12 protein-coding genes are annotated in these 15,413 nt (G+C 70.4%); 5 read left to right on the top strand and 7 right to left on the bottom strand.

Annotation, left to right across the window (positions count from 1 at the left end; all coding sequences use genetic code 11):
* Positions 1-55 precede the first annotated feature (55 nt).
* Genes IF04_RS0113585 through IF04_RS0113575 form a run of 3 tightly spaced genes read left to right on the top strand, consistent with a single transcriptional unit; the run spans position 56 to position 4,663 of the window.
* A complete protein-coding gene (locus IF04_RS0113585; protein ID WP_030255545.1) occupies positions 56-2,116 on the top strand; it encodes an acetate--CoA ligase family protein in 2,061 nt (686 codons plus the stop codon).
* On the top strand, positions 2,113-3,444 hold the full coding sequence (locus IF04_RS0113580; protein WP_051831212.1) for a DUF1254 domain-containing protein: 1,332 nt from the start codon (positions 2,113-2,115) through the stop codon (positions 3,442-3,444). Before IF04_RS0113585 ends, IF04_RS0113580 begins: the two co-directional genes overlap by 4 nt.
* 13 nt (positions 3,445-3,457) lie before the next feature.
* A complete protein-coding gene (locus IF04_RS0113575; protein ID WP_030255539.1) occupies positions 3,458-4,663 on the top strand; it encodes an alkyl sulfatase dimerization domain-containing protein in 1,206 nt (401 codons plus the stop codon).
* Between the two features lie 22 nt (positions 4,664-4,685).
* Here IF04_RS0113575 and IF04_RS0113570 read toward each other — a convergent pair whose 3' ends face one another.
* The 4 genes from IF04_RS0113570 to IF04_RS0113555 form a co-directional block, all read right to left on the bottom strand.
* The gene (locus IF04_RS0113570) at positions 4,686-5,858 is read right to left on the bottom strand and encodes a thiolase family protein (protein WP_030255537.1); all 1,173 of its coding nucleotides are present in this window, start codon (positions 5,856-5,858) and stop codon (positions 4,686-4,688) included.
* 26 nt (positions 5,859-5,884) lie between these two features.
* The gene (locus tag IF04_RS0113565; RefSeq protein ID WP_030255534.1) at positions 5,885-7,042 is read right to left on the bottom strand and encodes an acyl-CoA dehydrogenase family protein; all 1,158 of its coding nucleotides are present in this window, start codon (positions 7,040-7,042) and stop codon (positions 5,885-5,887) included.
* A gap of 125 nt (positions 7,043-7,167) precedes the next feature.
* Complete coding sequence (locus tag IF04_RS0113560) at positions 7,168-8,517, bottom strand: phosphotransferase family protein (protein WP_030255530.1); 1,350 nt, start codon at positions 8,515-8,517, stop codon at positions 7,168-7,170.
* Positions 8,514-9,776: an acyl-CoA dehydrogenase family protein gene (locus IF04_RS0113555; protein ID WP_030255527.1), complete on the bottom strand. Its 1,263-nt coding sequence runs from the start codon at positions 9,774-9,776 to the stop codon at positions 8,514-8,516. Before IF04_RS0113555 ends, IF04_RS0113560 begins: the two co-directional genes overlap by 4 nt.
* 70 nt (positions 9,777-9,846) lie before the next feature.
* On the opposite strand from IF04_RS0113555, the gene IF04_RS0113550 reads away from it, so the two are divergent.
* Positions 9,847-10,668: a crotonase/enoyl-CoA hydratase family protein gene (locus tag IF04_RS0113550; protein WP_030255524.1), complete on the top strand. Its 822-nt coding sequence runs from the start codon at positions 9,847-9,849 to the stop codon at positions 10,666-10,668.
* A gap of 214 nt (positions 10,669-10,882) precedes the next feature.
* Here the strand turns inward: IF04_RS0113550 and IF04_RS0113545 are convergent, their stop codons facing one another.
* The 3 genes from IF04_RS0113545 to IF04_RS0113535 all read right to left on the bottom strand — a co-directional run bounded on the left by IF04_RS0113545 (position 10,883) and on the right by IF04_RS0113535 (position 14,502).
* Entirely contained in the window at positions 10,883-12,481 is a 1,599-nt protein-coding gene (locus tag IF04_RS0113545; RefSeq protein WP_051831211.1) for a long-chain-fatty-acid--CoA ligase, read from the bottom strand.
* A gap of 46 nt (positions 12,482-12,527) precedes the next feature.
* Complete coding sequence (locus IF04_RS0113540) at positions 12,528-13,373, bottom strand: acyl-CoA thioesterase (RefSeq protein ID WP_245654391.1); 846 nt, start codon at positions 13,371-13,373, stop codon at positions 12,528-12,530.
* A gap of 76 nt (positions 13,374-13,449) precedes the next feature.
* Positions 13,450-14,502, bottom strand: a complete 1,053-nt coding sequence (locus IF04_RS0113535) for an MBL fold metallo-hydrolase (protein WP_211259802.1) — start codon at positions 14,500-14,502, stop codon at positions 13,450-13,452.
* 117 nt (positions 14,503-14,619) lie between these two features.
* On the opposite strand from IF04_RS0113535, the gene IF04_RS0113530 reads away from it, so the two are divergent.
* Positions 14,620-15,381 carry a 3-hydroxyacyl-CoA dehydrogenase gene (locus IF04_RS0113530; protein WP_030255511.1) on the top strand — a complete coding sequence of 254 codons (762 nt, stop codon included), beginning with the start codon at positions 14,620-14,622 and terminating at the stop codon, positions 15,379-15,381.
* The last annotated feature ends 32 nt before the right edge of the window (positions 15,382-15,413 follow it).

Genomic DNA, 15,413 nt, shown 5'->3' with positions numbered 1-15,413 from the left:
TGATTCCCGTACCGCATCACGTAGGTGCTCGATTTCCGAGTCACGGAGGTGCTCGATGTCCGATCCGCTCGACGCTCTCTTCTTTCCCCGCAGAATCGGTGTGATCGGGTTGTCAGCGCGCCCCGGCACATGGGGCCGCCGCGTCGTCGAACTGCTGCGGGCAGGAGGTTACGAAGGCGAGGTCCACGCCGTCGAGCCGCGGGACCCCGATCCGGGGCTGCCCGTCATCGACGACCTCTTGGCCGCGGGGCACCTCCTGGACCTGCTGGTCATCGCCGTGCCGGCCGCATCCGCCATCGACGTGGTCGAGCGGGCCCGGCGTGGTGGGGTGGGAGCGGTGGTGCTGTTCTCGGCCGGATTCGCCGAGGACGGCCCGGAAGGGCGCGGCCGACAGGAACAGCTGCGGGCCGCAGCGGGCGACATGCCACTGCTCGGCCCGAACTGCCTCGGTGTGATCAGCAAGCCCGCCGCGGCCGCGGTCACCGCGTCCGCGTACGTGGCACGCCCCGCACCACCGCCGGGACCGCTGGCCATAGTCACCCAGAGCGGTGCGATGGGATTCGTACTGGCCGGTCTCCTCAACCAACGCGGCGCCGCGTTCTCCTACTACGCGAGCGTGGGCAACGAGGCGTGCCTGCAACTCACCGATGTCGGCCGCTACCTGCTGGAACGTCCCGACGTGCACGTCCTCGGCCTGTACGTGGAACAGGTCCGGGACCCCGCGGCGCTGGCCCGGCTCGGCCGTCGGGCAGCGGCGCTCGGCAAGCGCGTCGTGGTCCTGAAGTCCGGTGTGAGCGAGGCCGGTGGCCGAGCCACCCTCTCGCACACCGCGGCCGTCGCGGGCGACCACCTGCTGTTCAGCGCGCTGTGCCGGGACTCCGGGATCGTCGTGGCCGAGGACGACGAGTCGTTCGCCGACCTGATGACCGCGATGCAACGCCCGATCGCACTGCCCCCACGCCCTCGGTTCGCCGTGTTGTCGATGTCCGGTGGCGCCGGGGCGGTGATCGCCGACCGGCTGGCGGCGCTCGGTGCCGAGGTACCGGAGCTGGGGCCGCGCACGCGGGCTGCCGTGGCGGCGTTGGAACTGTCGGGGGTGGCCGCGATCGACAACCCGATCGACCTGGGCGGGCAGTTCTACCGGAACACGGACGCGTTCGGCGAACTGCTCACAACGCTGGACCGGGACGCGTCGCTGGACGGAATCATCTGCTACTTCACCTTCGGCGACCAGTTCCCGGAGGTGTACCACCGGCTCGCCGACGCGCTCGCCGGCCTGCAGACCCCCGGCTGGCTGATCTGGGCCTGTCCCCCTGACGGCGCGCTGGCCGACACCCCCGCCGGTGTGACCTGTCCCAGCATCGCAAGCCTGATGCGCGCGCTCCCCGGCCTCGTACGCGCACCCGCCCCCGAGCCCCTCGACGAGGACACAACAGCGGTCGTGAAGGCAGCGGCGGCGAGGGCTGCCGCCCGCCTGCCGCGCGAGCCCGGTGTGGTGACCGAGGTACTCGCGAGCCGGCTCCTCGGCGAGCTCGGAGTGCCGTACGTGGCGACGTCGACGTACGTGGAGTCGGTCGCCACGACGCCGTACGACAACGGGCCGTTCGTCGTCAAGATCGACTCGCCGGACGCCCCGCACCGCGCCCGGCTCGGCCTCGTACGCCTGGGAGTCTCGGGCGCCGACGTCCCCAAGGTGGCCTCCGCGCTGGTGGACAGGGCCGGTGAGCTGGGCCTGCGCGGAGTACAGGCAGTGGTGCAGCCGCAGCTCTCCCACTGCGGGGAACTGTCCGTGGGTGCCGTCCGCGACCCGCACTACGGGCCGGCGCTCGTCGTCGGACCGGGCGGCGCTCGCGCGGAAGACGCGGGAGCGGCACGGCACGCCATCCCACTCCCCGCGGCACCCGGCGCAGTACAACACGTGGCCGCGACGCTGGCCGCCCAGTACCCAGGTCTCGATCACACCGCACTCGCCGAGACCCTGTCGCTGCTCGCCGAGTTCCTGACGCAAGCGCCCACCGTGGCCGAACTCGACATCAACCCCCTGCTCGTCCGCACCGACGGAGCCACGATCGCCGTCGACTCACTCATTGTGCTGTCCAAGGAGATCAGGCCATGAGCACTCTCGGAACCGGAACTGGAACCGGAATCGTCAAGCGTGCCACGGACACCTTCGCCATCGGCGTCGAGGCTTATGTGTGGGGCTATCCGCTGGTCCTGATGGAACGCACCAGGAAGCTGCTCACGCACAAGAGCCACCGTGGCAGTGCCCCTCTCAACACTCTTCGCCACCGTGCCAAATTGGCCACGCCTCGCGACCGCGAGATCGTAAAGCCGAACAATGACACGCTCTACTCCATCGCCTGGCTCCACCTGGCGCGCGGTCCGCTGATCCTGGACGTCCCCGACGTCAACGGGCGTTATTACAGCTTCCAGTTCCTGGACGCCTACACCAACACTTGGGCATATGTGGGCCGCCGCACAACGGGCACCGAAGCGAGCCGCCACCTCATCGTCGGCCCCCAATGGCGCGGGGAAAGTCCCGGCGGTATTCCGGTCCTGAAGTCCCCGACCAACACCGTCTGGCTGCTCGGACGCACGATCGTCGACGGGGAACGCGACCTCAAGGCCGCATCGGAACTCATCACTCAGTACCGGCTCACACCGGCCGAAGAGAGCGAACGCGGTGCGGAATGGTCGACGGGGCCACTGCTCTCCCCGCACGACATCGGCGCCGCAGGCATCTCGTTCTTCGATGAGCTGAGTGCCGCGCTCGAAATCAATCCCCCGCCCGCGTCGGAAAGCGCCCTCCTGGACACCTTCGCTTCCCTCGGTATAGGACCGGGGCGCCGTCCCTCCCAGGAAATACCCGAGGGCGTGGCCAGGCTGGCCCTTGAGCAGGCGGTCCAGTTCGGGGATCGTCTCCTGAAGACCAGGGGATCGACGAGGGGTGCGAAGAAGGACGAAAAGGGGGCCGGATGGTCCTACGATCTCGACCTCGGCAGTTACGGGCAGAACTATCTCCTCCGCGCGATCATCGCCCAGCACGGCCTCGGCGCGCTCACCGCGGAGGAAGCCGTCTATGCCAGTACTCGGCTGGACGCAGCCGGCCATCGGCTCACCGGCGAAAACGCCTACCTGCTGCATTTCGACGCCGACCGGCTGCCGCCCGTGGACGCTTTCTGGTCTCTCACGGCCTACGACGAGGACAATTTCCTGGTCGAGAACGATATCAATCGGTACGCCCTCGGTGACCGGACACCCGGGCTCACCTACAACAACGACGGGTCACTCGACATTTTCGTCCAGCACGGGGAACCCGACGACGGTCCCTCGAACTGGCTGCCCGCACCGCCCGGGAAGTTCGAACTGACCCTGCGGTTCTACCAACCGCGCGAAGAGATGCTCCAAGGGAAATACCATCTGCCGCCCATCCAGCGCCGCTGAAGGAGCTTCCGCCATGCTGGCCACAAACGACGAGACCAACCCCCTTCTCGGCCTCAGGGAAGTGCAGGTGATCGCCCCCGGCGTCTACACCATCGGATTGCAGGGCAACAGCCTCGCCCTGGAGACCGGACAAGGACTGCTGATCGTGGACTCCGGGCCGGCGCCCCGCCTCGTTCGCCCGGTACTCGACCGGCTGCGGGCGCACACCGACAAACCGGTCCGCTGGATCGTCTACAGCCATGGCCACCTCGGATACAACTACGGGGTGCCCGGATTTCTCGAGGTCGCCGAGGAACGCGGGGAGGCACGCCCCACGGTGATCGCCCACGAGAATGTCGTGCGCCGTTACCGCCGTTACCTGGAGACCGCGGGCCTGCAGAACCACATCAACGCACGCCAGTTCCGCCGGCCCATCGAGGACTTCCCGTCCGTACCCCCGCTGACCTTTCCCGATCAGACCTACGCCGAGTCGCTCACCCTGGACAGTACGGGCCGCGCGGTCCGGCTGTTGTGGGCGCCGTCGGAGACCGACGATGTGACCGCGGTGTGGCTGCCGCAGGAGCGGATACTGTACGCCAGCGCAGCGGTGATCAACGGCATTCCCAACATCGGTACGCCGATGCGTACCATGCGCGACACCGTGCGCTGGGCGGACACCCTCGACCGGCTCGCCGCGCTCGACCCGGCGATCGTGATCCCCGAGTTCGGTCCGGTCCTCCACGAGGGCGCGGCCGAGCAACTGACCGCGACCGCCGCCGCGTTGCGCTGGCTGCGCCGTGCGGTCGTCGAACGGCTCAATCGGGGCATGGACGTCGATGACGTCGTGCACGACATCGATTACCCGGCCGAGCTGTTCGACGTGCCGTGGATGCGCGAGAACTACGGGCATCGCGAATTCATCGTGCGCGACATCGTGCGGTCGGAAACCGGGTGGTGGGACGGCAACCCCACCACCCTGCATCCCAGTCGGCCGGCCGTCGCCGCCGCCGCGCGCGCCGCCGCCATCACCGACAAGCAGGCGGTACTCGACCACGCGACCCGGCTCCGTGCCGCCGGCCGGGTGCAGGAGGCGCTGCACGTCATCGATCTGCTGGCGTTGGCGCCCGGCGACGACCCCCATGTCGCACAGGCCCGCAAGCTCAAGGCCGACCTGTGCGCACTGCGCAAGAAGGACGCCCCCAGCTACGTCTCCCGTAGCTGCTATGGGACGACCCAATGAAAACAGTCACGCGGGGCGGGGTTCAGAGCAGTTCGAGGATGGTGGCGTTGGCCATGCCGCCGCCCTCGCACATGGACTGCAGGCCGTAGCGGATGCCGTTGTCCTTCATGTGGTGGACGAGGGTGGTCATCAGGCGGGCACCGGAGCCGCCGAGCGGGTGGCCGAGGGCGATGGCACCGCCGTTGGGGTTCAGCCGGTCGTAGTCCGCGCCGGTCTGGCGCTGCCAGCCCAGCGACACGGAGGCGAACGCCTCGTTGATCTCGAAGGTCCCGATGTCGGCCAGGGTGAGGCCGGCCCGCTCCAGTACCTTGTGGGTGGCCGGGATCGGGCCCTTGAGCATGGTGATCGGGTCGGCGCCGGTGACCGTACCGGTGTGGAAGCGGGCGATCGGCGTCCAGCCGTTGCGTTCGGCGATCTGCCGGGTCGTCACCAGCAGCGCTGCCGCGCCGTCGGAGATCTGCGAGGCATTGCCCGCGGAGATGACACCGTTCTCCTTGAACGGGGTCACAAGGCCCCCCAGCTTCTCCAGGGTGCCACCGCGGCGCACGCCCTCGTCGGTGTCGAAGACGCGCTCGTTGCCATCCGTGTCGGTGACCGTGACGGGCGCGATCTGGCCCTTGAAGCGGCCCTCGTCGATCGCGCGGGCGGCCTTGGCGTGCGAGTCCAGTGCGTGCTGGTCCAGCTCCTCGCGGCGCAGCCCGAACTCCTCGGCGATCATCTCCGCGCCGACGCCCTGGTTGAAGGGGAAGTTGTCGTACCGCTCGGCGACCAGCGGGCCGAACGCCTTGCCGAACTGGCCACCCGCACGCGAGGAGCCCATCGGTACCCGGGACATCGACTCGACGCCGCCCGCAATGGCGATGTCGTACTGGCCGGCGATGACGCCCGCGGCGGCCTGGTGCACGGCCTGCTGCGAGGAGCCGCACTGGCGGTCGATGGTCAGGCCCGGTACGTGCTCGGGCCAGCCGGCGGCGAGCACCGAGTACCGCCCGATGCAGCCGGCCTGCTCGCCGACCTGGGAGACGCAGCCCCAGATCACATCGTCGACGGTGGCCGGGTCCAGGCCGTTGCGCTCGGCCAGCGCCTTGAGGACGTGCGCCGACAGGTCGGTGGGGTGGATGCCGGACAGCGCACCGCCCGGCTTGCCCTTGCCGACGGGTGTGCGTACGGCGTCGACGATGACTGCGTCACGCATGAAGGGGTCCTTTCGGGGGTGTGTCGTCACAGACCGAGCGACTTGGCGATGATGGTCTTCATGACCTCGTTGGTGCCGCCGAAGATGCGCGAGACACGGGTGTCGGCGTAGAGGCGAGCGATCGGGTACTCGGTGATGTAGCCGTAACCACCGTGCAGCTGGAGGCACTTGTCGATGACCCGGCCCGCCGCCTCGGTGCAGTACAGCTTCGCCTTGGCGGCATCGGCGACGGTCAGCTCCCCGGCGTCGTGCAGCTCCAGGGCCCGGTCGGCGAAGAGCTGCGCCGCCTCGACCTCGGTCGCGCACTCCGCCAGTACGAACTTGGTGTTCTGGAAGTGCGCGACGGGCTTGCCGAAGACGGTGCGGTCCTTGACGTACCCGGTCGCGAAACGCAACGCGGCGGCAGCCGAGGCGGCAGCGCCCAGCGCGATGGACAGCCGCTCCTGCGGGAGGTTGTGGGAGAGGTAGGAGAAGCCCTTGCCCTCCTCGCCGAGGAGGTTCGCCACCGGCACCTTGACGTCGGTGAAGGACAGTTCGGCGGTGTCGGACGCCTTCAGCCCGATCTTCTGCAGCTTGCGGCCGACCGCGAAGCCCTCGGAGGCGGTCTCCACGCACAGGATGGACAGGCCCGCGCGGCGGTCCTCGGGGTCGTAGGGGGTGGTGCGCGCCACGACCAGGATGAGGTCGGCCAGCGCACCGCCGGTGATGAAGGTCTTGGCGCCGTTGAGGATGTAGTGCCGGCCGTCCGCGGAGAGCTGCGCCTTGGTCTGGATGTTGGCCAGGTCGGAGCCGGTGCCGGGCTCGGTCATGGCGATCGCCGTCATGATGTCGCCGCTCGCGAAGCCGGGCAGCCAGCGCTGCTTCTGCTCCTCGGTGGCGTACTTCATGAGGTAGGGCAGGATCAGGTTGGCGTGGACCGAGTAGTTGCCGAAGGAGACGCCGGCCCGGGCCGTCTCCTCCATGGTGACCGCGGCGAACTTGAAGCTGCTCTCGCCGGCGCCGCCGTACTCCTCCGGTACCTGGATGCCGAGCACGCCCAGCTCACCGAGCTTGCGGTAGAAGTCCCGCGGCGGGTGGCCCTGTTCCTCCCACTCGTGGTGGACGGGCGCGACCTCCTTCTCGATGAAGTCCCGCAGCGTCTGGCGGTAAGCCTCGTGGTCCTCGTTGAACACCGAAAGGCGCACAGCAACCCCTTTGTTCCGCGGTCTCTCGCACGGGTGGTCTCTCGAAACGGGTCTCTCGAACGATCGTTAAGTCATGAAGTTATACCTGCACCCCACACGTGTCCATAGCCGCAGCGCTCCCCACCTCAGGCGTAGCGGGGGTTGGCCACGGCGAGCCGGTCGGTGACCTCCGCCCGTACGGCGGCCAGCACGGCCGGATCGGCGGCGTCGAGCTCGCCGGAGCGGATCGCGGCGGCGAGCGCCGCCCGGTCGCGGAGGGCGAGCGCGTCGAGCCGCTCGCGGTGCCGCCGGGCCTGGTCCGGGCCGAGCCACAGCTCCCGCTCGACGCCGTCGAGGACGTTCGCCGCGACCCGGGCGAGGAAACCGGTACGCGCGTCGGTGGCAAGCATGACCTCCTCGCGGAGGAACTCGGCCACGGCGGCGACCAGTTCGGGCGCGCTGGGCCGTCCGTGCAGATCCGCCCACGGCGTCCGCTCGCCGACCGCACCGGCGTCGTCCGGGTCCGGCGGGACCCCGAGCGCGAGCAGCAGATCGTGCTCCTGCTCGCAGACCCGCCGCCCCACCGCGGCCAGTTCCACCGACCGGGTCTCGCCGGACAGATGCCACCCGGCCATCGTCCGGCACCCGACCGCCCAGCGCGCCGTGCCGTAGATCTGCCACCAGCGCACGGCCTCGGGGTCGGGGCGGTGACCGGCGACCTCGGCGTATCCGTCGAGCAGTTGCGCCACGGTCCCGAAGCCGCCGGCCGGCAGCGCCGAACCGAAGCGCCAGCACTTCACACAGAGCCAGCCGAGGTCCTCGCGCGGGTCGCCGCGGTGCACGACCTCCCAGTCCAGGACGGCCCGCAGCCCACCCGGATCGATGATCAGGTTCCCGGTACGGAAGTCACCGTGCACCACCGCGTCCGGCACCGCGTCGGGGCGGTGCTCGACCAGCCAACGCAACGCGATCTCCACGGCCGGGAGCGGCTCACCGACCGCGTCGCAGCTCTCCCGCAACCGCTCCAGCGGGTCGAACGACTCCAGACTCGGCACGGTGTCCACATCGATCGCGTGGATCCGGGCCAGTGCGCGGCCCAGCTCGGCGGCCATGCCCTCGCGGGCCTTGGCGTACTCGGGTTCGCGCAGCAGCCTGCGGGCGATCGTCTCGCCGTCGACATGGGCGGTGATCAGGTACGGAGCGCCGACGGTCGCCGGGTCGGTACCGGAATCGAGCATCGGCGGTACGGGCACCCCGGCGTGTGCGGCCGCCCCGATCGCGGCGGCTTCGCGCGCCATGCCGTCGGGACGTCCCGCGCCCGGCGGATCGCGGCGCAGGATCAGCCGCCGCGGCTCGCCCCCTGCCGGTACGGCGGTGAACGACCAGGTCTCGCGGCTGGCCCCGCCGGTGAGCCGGTGCAGCCCGTCGATGGTGACGCGCGTACCGAGTACGGCGGTGAGCCTGGCGGCGAGCTGCCGGGAGAGGGTATCCGTCATCCCCTCCCCTTCCGCGGCCCCGCGAACCCGAACAGATACCCGGCCACCTTCCGCATCTGGACCTCCTCCGAACCCTCGGTGATCCGGTAGCGGCGGTGGTGGCGGTAGATGTGCTCGAAGGGGGTGTGCCGGGTGTAGCCGAGCCCGCCGTGCACCTGCATGGCGCGGTCGGCTGCCTCGCAGACGAAGCGGTTGGCGCGGTAGTTGCACATCGAGACCTTGTCGCTGATCTGCAGGTGCGGTACCCGGTCCAGCTCCCACGCCGTCTTGCGGATCAGCCCGCGCAGCATCTCCGCCTCGGTGTGCAGTTCCACCAGCGGCCATTGGATCGCCTGCCGGGTGGCCAGCGGAGCGCCGAACGTCACCCGTTCCCGTGCGTGGGCGACGCTGCGGTCGATGCAGTACTGACCGGCGCCGACGCCGGAAGCGGCCTGCCGGATGCGGTTCTCGTGCACAAAGGTCTGGGCGACCGCGAGGCCCTCCCCGACCTCGCCGAAGACCGCGGATCCCGGCACCCGTACGTCCCGCAGCGTCACCTCGGCGTGGTCTGTGGGCATGTTGAACGTCCACCAGTGGAAGTCCACCGAGAAGCCGGGCGCGTCGGTGGGGACGAAGAAGGCGGTGATGCCGTGGGCGTCGCCGTCCTTGCCACTGGTGCGGGCGAACATCACGTCGTGGGTGGCGGAGTGCAGCCCCGAGTTGAACCGCTTGGCGCCGTTGATGGTCCAGTCTCCCCCGGGGCCCTGGACCGCGGTGGTCTCCATCCAGGTGGCGTCGGAGCCGTGCTCGGGCTCGGTCAGCCCGAAGCCGATCCGCCGCTGCCCGGTGAGCATCGGCTGGAGGTACTCCTCCCGCTGCTCGGGCGTGCCGAACGCGAGGAGCATGTGCGCGAACGGGAAGTTGCCGACCACGGAGGCCTCGTTCTGCAGGTCGTTGTGGAGGCCGAGGCCCTTGCGCGCCAGGTGCTCGCGGATGACTGCCATGTCGAGGTTGGTACCGTCCTGGCCGCCGGCCTCCTTGGGCAGTGCGTACCGCAGCCAGCCCGCGGCGTCGGCGCGGCGGCGCATCTCGGCCAGCAGCTCTTCCCACTCGCGCCGGGGGACGCCGCCGTTCTCGAAGTCGGTACGGGACCATTCCCGGCGGTGGTCGAAGAAGCGCTCATTGTCGTCCTGGGCCTGCAGGGGCACGATCTCGCGCGCGATGAACGCGTCGAGTTCCGTGAGTTTCCGGGTCAGTTCGGTGGGCAGTTCATAGTCCATGAGCCCTCCTTAACGATCGTTCGGCTAGCATGGCAGCGTCCTCAACGCCGAGGGAAGAGGGAGGAAGCGGATGGCAAGCACGTCCGACACGTCCGAGCGGGTGACCGTCACGCTGGCCGACGGAATCGCCGATGTCCGGCTGAACCGGCCCGAGAAACGCAACGCGCTCGATCCGGCGATGTTCGAGGCGCTCGTGACGACCGGCGAGCGGCTGAAGAGCGAGCCCGGTGTGCGGGTGGTGGTGCTGTCGGGCGAGGGCCCGGACTTCTGCGCCGGTCTGGACTTCACCTCGTTCCGGGCGATGCGGGACGGGCAGCGGCTCTCCGCCCTCGCGCAGCTCCCGCCGTCGGACGGGCCGGCGCAGGCCGCCGGGCAGCGTGCGGCGTATGTGTGGGCCGAGCTACCCGTACCGGTGATCGCCGCGCTGCGCGGCAACGCGCTCGGCGGTGGCCTGCAGATCGCGCTCGGCGCCGACATCCGGATCGTGGCGCCGGACGCCAGGCTCAGTGTGTTCGAGGTGGCGTGGGGGCTGGTACCGGATATGACGGGTACTCAGCTGCTGCCGGAGCTCGTCGGCCGGGACGTGGCGAAGGAGCTGACCCTGACCGCCCGGATCGTCGGCGGCGAAGAGGCCGCCCGCATCGGCCTCGCCACCCGCACCGCGCCCGACCCACTGGCCGACGCGCTCGCGCTGGCCGGGCAGATCGCCCAGCACAGCCCGCACGCGGTCCGCGCGGCGAAACGACTGCTCGACCTGGGCGGCCGCACGGATCTCGGCACTGGTTTCGCCGAGGAGCAGAAGGAGATCGGCGCGCTGATCGGGAGCGCCAACCAGGCGGAGGCGGTGGCGGCTCGCTTCGAGAAGCGGGCGCCGCGCTTCACGGACGTCTGAGCCGAGCCCTCACGGGGGCGGGCGCGGGTCAGGGGCGCGGGGAACTGCGCGCTCAGCCGACGCGGCGCGGCACCTGCCCGAGCTCGGGAGCGTCCCCGAGCTCGGGGCGTGGCCTCCGGGCCCGGGGTGGGCCCACCCCCCGGCGACCGGCCGCGGCACCGTCGTGGCCGCTCGCGCAGTTCCCCGCGCCCCTGATGGGGCGCGTGACGCACCCTCATTCGTGGACGTCAACCGTCTCCGTCCCATACCGCTCCCGCAGCCGGAATTTCTGTATCTTTCCGCTCGCGTTGCGCGGCATGGCGTTCACGAAGACCACCGAGGTCGGCTTCTTGTACGAGGCGAGTCTGGAGCGGCAGTGGTCGATGAGCTCCTTCTCGGCCGGTGGGTTCGCGGGGTCGGCCGGGACGACCACCGCGCGCGGTGTCTGTACCCACTTGGGGTGATCGACGCCGATCACCGCGACCTCGGCGACGCCGGGGTGCGCGTCGATGGCGGCTTCGACCTCCGCACAGTAGATGTTCTCCCCGCCCGAGATGATCATGTCCTTCTTGCGGTCGACGACATAGATGAAGCCCTCCTCGTCCATCCGGCACAGGTCGCCGGAGTGGAACCAGCCGCCCGCGAACGCGGCCGCGGTCTCCGCCGGTTTGTTCCAGTACCCGAGCATCGTCGTCGGCCCGCGGTAGACGATCTCGCCGACCTCCCCGACCGGGACATCGCGCATCTCCTCGTCGACGATTCGCACCTCGATGCCCGGCAGCGGGGTGCCGACCGAGCCCATCTTCCGCACGGCGTCCTCGGCGCGCAGCATCGTCGTGGTCGGGCTCATCTCCGTCTGCCCGAACGCACTGTAGGCGGGCGCCGCCGGGAAACACTCCTGCAGCGACTCCAGTACGGACGGTGGTGCGACCGACGCGCCCCACAGCAGCGTGCGCAGCGCCAGGTCGCGGTCCTTGAGCCCGGGTACTGCGCAGACCGCCTGCCACTGGCTCGGTACGAGGAAGCAGCTGGTGATCCGCTCCTTCTCCAGCAGGTCGACGAAGGCCGCCGGATCGAACGCCGTCGACGCGTCGATGACCAGCCGGCCGCCGTCGAGCAGCCCGCGCAGGGTCACGCCCAGCCCGGCGATGTGGAACATCGGCACCCCGAGCAGCGAGACATCGGGCTCGCGCCGGACACCGCCGGTCGCCGAGAGCACCGTGAAGGCGGCCATGACCAGGTTAAGGTGGGTGAGCACTGCGCCCTTGGGGCGGCCGGTGGTGCCGGAGGTGTACATGAGGAACGCCGGATCGTTCTCGGGTACGTCGATACCGGGGTCCTGCGGCGGGGCGGCGGCGAGTACGGCCTCGTACGGCTCGGCGTCCGGACCGTACGCGGCCGGGTCCCCGGTGACGAGCACGGCGCTCGGCCCCTCGACATCGCGCGCCGCCTCCGAGCAGGTGGCGGCCAGCCGCTCGTCGGCCAGCAGCGCGGTGGCGCCGCAGTCGGCGAGGATGTACGCGATCTCGGCGGCGACCAGCCGGAAGTTCACCGGTACCGCGATCGCCCCGAGCCGGACCGCGGCCAGATAGCTCTCGGCGGCCTCGATCCGGTTGTGCATGACGACCGCGACGCGGCTGCCGCGCTCGACCCCGCGGGCGCTGAGCGCGTTCGCCAGCCGGCTGACCCGCTCGTCCAGCTCCGTGAAGGTGAGTGCGCGCGTGCCGTGCTGCATCGCTACGCGGTCGGGGACCTTCCTTGCGCAGCGGGCCAGTTGGGACCCGTACGACATCCGTCGGGCGGCGGACACGGCGTCGTTGTCGTGTGCCTGCATTCGGCCTCCCTCTCCCTCGCCGTCTCCGGTGAGGTGCGGTTCCGAGTCACTCCGAGACGCGCTTCTCCTGTGGGGTGCGGCGCTGCCGGTACAGCTGCTCCTGGGTGAGGCTGGCCCGCAGGACGCCGTCGGCGCTGCTGACCGTGCCGGTGTACCAGCCGCGCCCGCCACCCGTCGTATGCGGTACGAGGTCGAGCAGCACCCAGTCGTCGAGCCGTACCGGGCGGTGGAACCACACCGCGTGGTCCAGGCTGCTCATCGGGGTCCAGCTCTCGTCCCGCAGCGGCGCGAGGCCGCTGAGGACGTCGGAGAGATAGGTCAGCGCGGCGGTGTGCAGCAGCGGGTCGTCCCCGAGGTCCGCGGTGCAGCGCGCCCAGAACCGGGTCGGCCAGGACGCCTCGGGGTAGGGCTGCTGCGGCTGGCGGGCCTCGAAGGAGGCCAGCCGCGGCATCGTCCCGGTCGGCAGCGTGTCCGGCGGGGGCGCGTCCGGTACCGGCGTCGCCTGGAGGTCCCGGCCCGCCTCGGTGATGTGGAAGGACGTGGACATGCTGAAGATGACCTCGCCGTCCTGCAGGGCGACCACCCGGCGCGCGGAGTACGAGCGGCCGTCCCGGTCCCGTTCGACGCGGAACACGGTCGGACGGCCGGAGTCCCCGGCGCGCAGGAAGTAGCCGTGCATCGAGTGCGGTGCCCGGTCCGGGCCGACGGTGCGGCCCGCCGCCATCAGCGCCTGCGCGGCGACCTGCCCGCCGAAGAGCGCGAACGGCTCGTCGAAGACGACGTTCCCGCGGTACAGGTCGCGATCCACGGTCTCCAGATCGAGCAGCTCCGGGAGCGAGACACCCGCGGGCGCGGGCGGCGGCAGCGGCTGGGTGAACTCGGCCTTGATCACGCTCAGCGCCTCTCAGCTAAACGGTCGTTCGACTCGTACGACAGAGGTGCACTCTTCCAATCGGACCGCGGCGATGTCAACGAGTCGGGTACCAACGAGCGGTCCCGTCCCCGGCCCCGGCGGCCTCGGATACTTCGCCCCTCGCCTCCAGCAGCTTCAGATGCGCCAGCGTCTCCCCCAGCGCGAACCGCCGCTGCTGCACGCCGAAGGCGGTCCAGGGCCGCGACCACTTCAACCGGGCCGCCAGCTCCCACCCGGTGGCGCCGGACGCCGCCCGCACCGCGGCGAGCGTCTCCGCCAGCCGCTCGGTGTGGTGCCTCGCCATCTGGGCCAGCCGCTCGTCCAGTCGGCGGAAGCGGTACTCGTGCGCCGGGAGCACCTCCTCGACGTCGAACCGCTCCAGCCGCTCCAGCGAGAGCAGGAAGTCGGCCAGCGGGTCGCCGGGGCTCTGGGTGTACACGCCGACCGCCGGGGTGATCCGGGGCAGCACATGGTCGCCGGAGAACAGCAGCCGCCGGTCGGGCTCGTAGAAGCAGGAGTGGCCGGGGCTGTGCCCCGGGGTCCACACCACTCGCAGGTCCAGCCCCGGCAGCTCGATCCGCTCGCCGTCCTGCAACAGCACGTCCGGGCGGGCGGCCCGGAACAGCAGGTCGCTGTTCATGCCGTCCACCGTGGCGGCGGCCTCGGCGTCGGGCACCCCGTGCACGGTCAGGTACTGCAGGAGGCTGCTGTGCCACTTGTCCCGGGTTTCGGCATCCGCGCCCATGAGGGTCGCGTCCAGGGCATGCAGGGCGACATACGCGCCCGACGCCTCGCGCACCCGGCCGGCCAGGCCGAGGTGGTCGGGGTGGCTGTGGGTGACGAGGACGGCCTTGACGTTCTCGACGGTGGTCCCCAGCCCGGCCAGGCCGTCGTTGAGGGCCTGCCAGGAGACCTCGGCGTCCCATCCGGCGTCGATGAGCACGACACCGTCGCCGGCTTCGAGCGCGTACACCAGGACGTAGCGCAGCGGGTTGTCCGGGATGGGTACGGGAATGGACCACAGCCCCTCGCGTACCCGCTCGACCGGCGGCAGGACACGGTCCTGCCACGCCTGCCACTGCACGGTGCCGCTGATCTCAAGTGCCACGGCTGTCCTTTCCGTTGACACCGCCATAGGGCTGTGGTTGCCTGTGGGCGGCAGTTGCCGAACGATCGTTAAGTTAGCAGAGGCAGTCCGCCGCAGGGAAGGAAATGGGGTTCTCTCATGCGCACCGATGGTGTTTCCGCTCTTGTCACCGGTGGGGCCTCCGGCCTCGGCCTGGCCACGGCAAAGAAACTGCTGGCCTCGGGCGCCCATGTGGTGCTGCTCGACCTGCCGACCTCCGACGGCGAGGCGGTGGCCAAGGAGCTGGGCGAGCGGGCCGTGTTCGTCGCCGGTGACGTCAGCAACGAGGCGGACGTACTGCGCGCGGTGGAGGCCGCGTCGAGGCCGGCGCCGCTGCGGGTGACCGTCAACTGCGCCGGTATCGGCGGATCGGCCCGTACGGTCGGCAAGGAAGGCCCGTTCGACCTGGAGCGGTTCACCAAGGTGGTCACGGTCAATCTGATCGGCACCTTCAACGTGATCCGGCTGGCCGCGGCGAAGATGGTCGGCAACGAGCCGCTGGACGGCGACCGGGGCGTCATCGTCAACACCGCGTCGGTGGCCGCGTTCGACGGCCAGATCGGCCAGGCCGCGTACTCCGCTTCCAAGGGCGGTGTCGTCGGCATGACCCTGCCGATCGCCCGCGACCTGGCGAACCGTCAGGTCCGCGTGACGACGATCGCGCCGGGCCTGTTCGACACCCCGCTGCTCGGCCGTGCCCCGCAGGAGCTGCGCGACTCGCTGGGCAAGCAGGTGCCGCACCCGTCGCGCCTCGGCACCCCGGACGAGTACGCCTCGCTGGTCGCGCACATCGTCGACAACCCGATGCTCAACGGCGAGGTCATCCGCCTCGACGGGGCCATCCGGATGGCCCCCAAGTAAGAGCCCGCATCGTCCAGACCGGCCCCGAAGAA

The sequence above is a fragment of the Streptomyces violens genome (genome assembly GCF_000717745.1).
GTDB classification, from domain to species: domain Bacteria; phylum Actinomycetota; class Actinomycetes; order Streptomycetales; family Streptomycetaceae; genus Streptomyces; species Streptomyces violens.
Note: the sequence above shows the minus strand (reverse complement) of the source record. Positions and strands in the feature narration are given on the sequence as shown.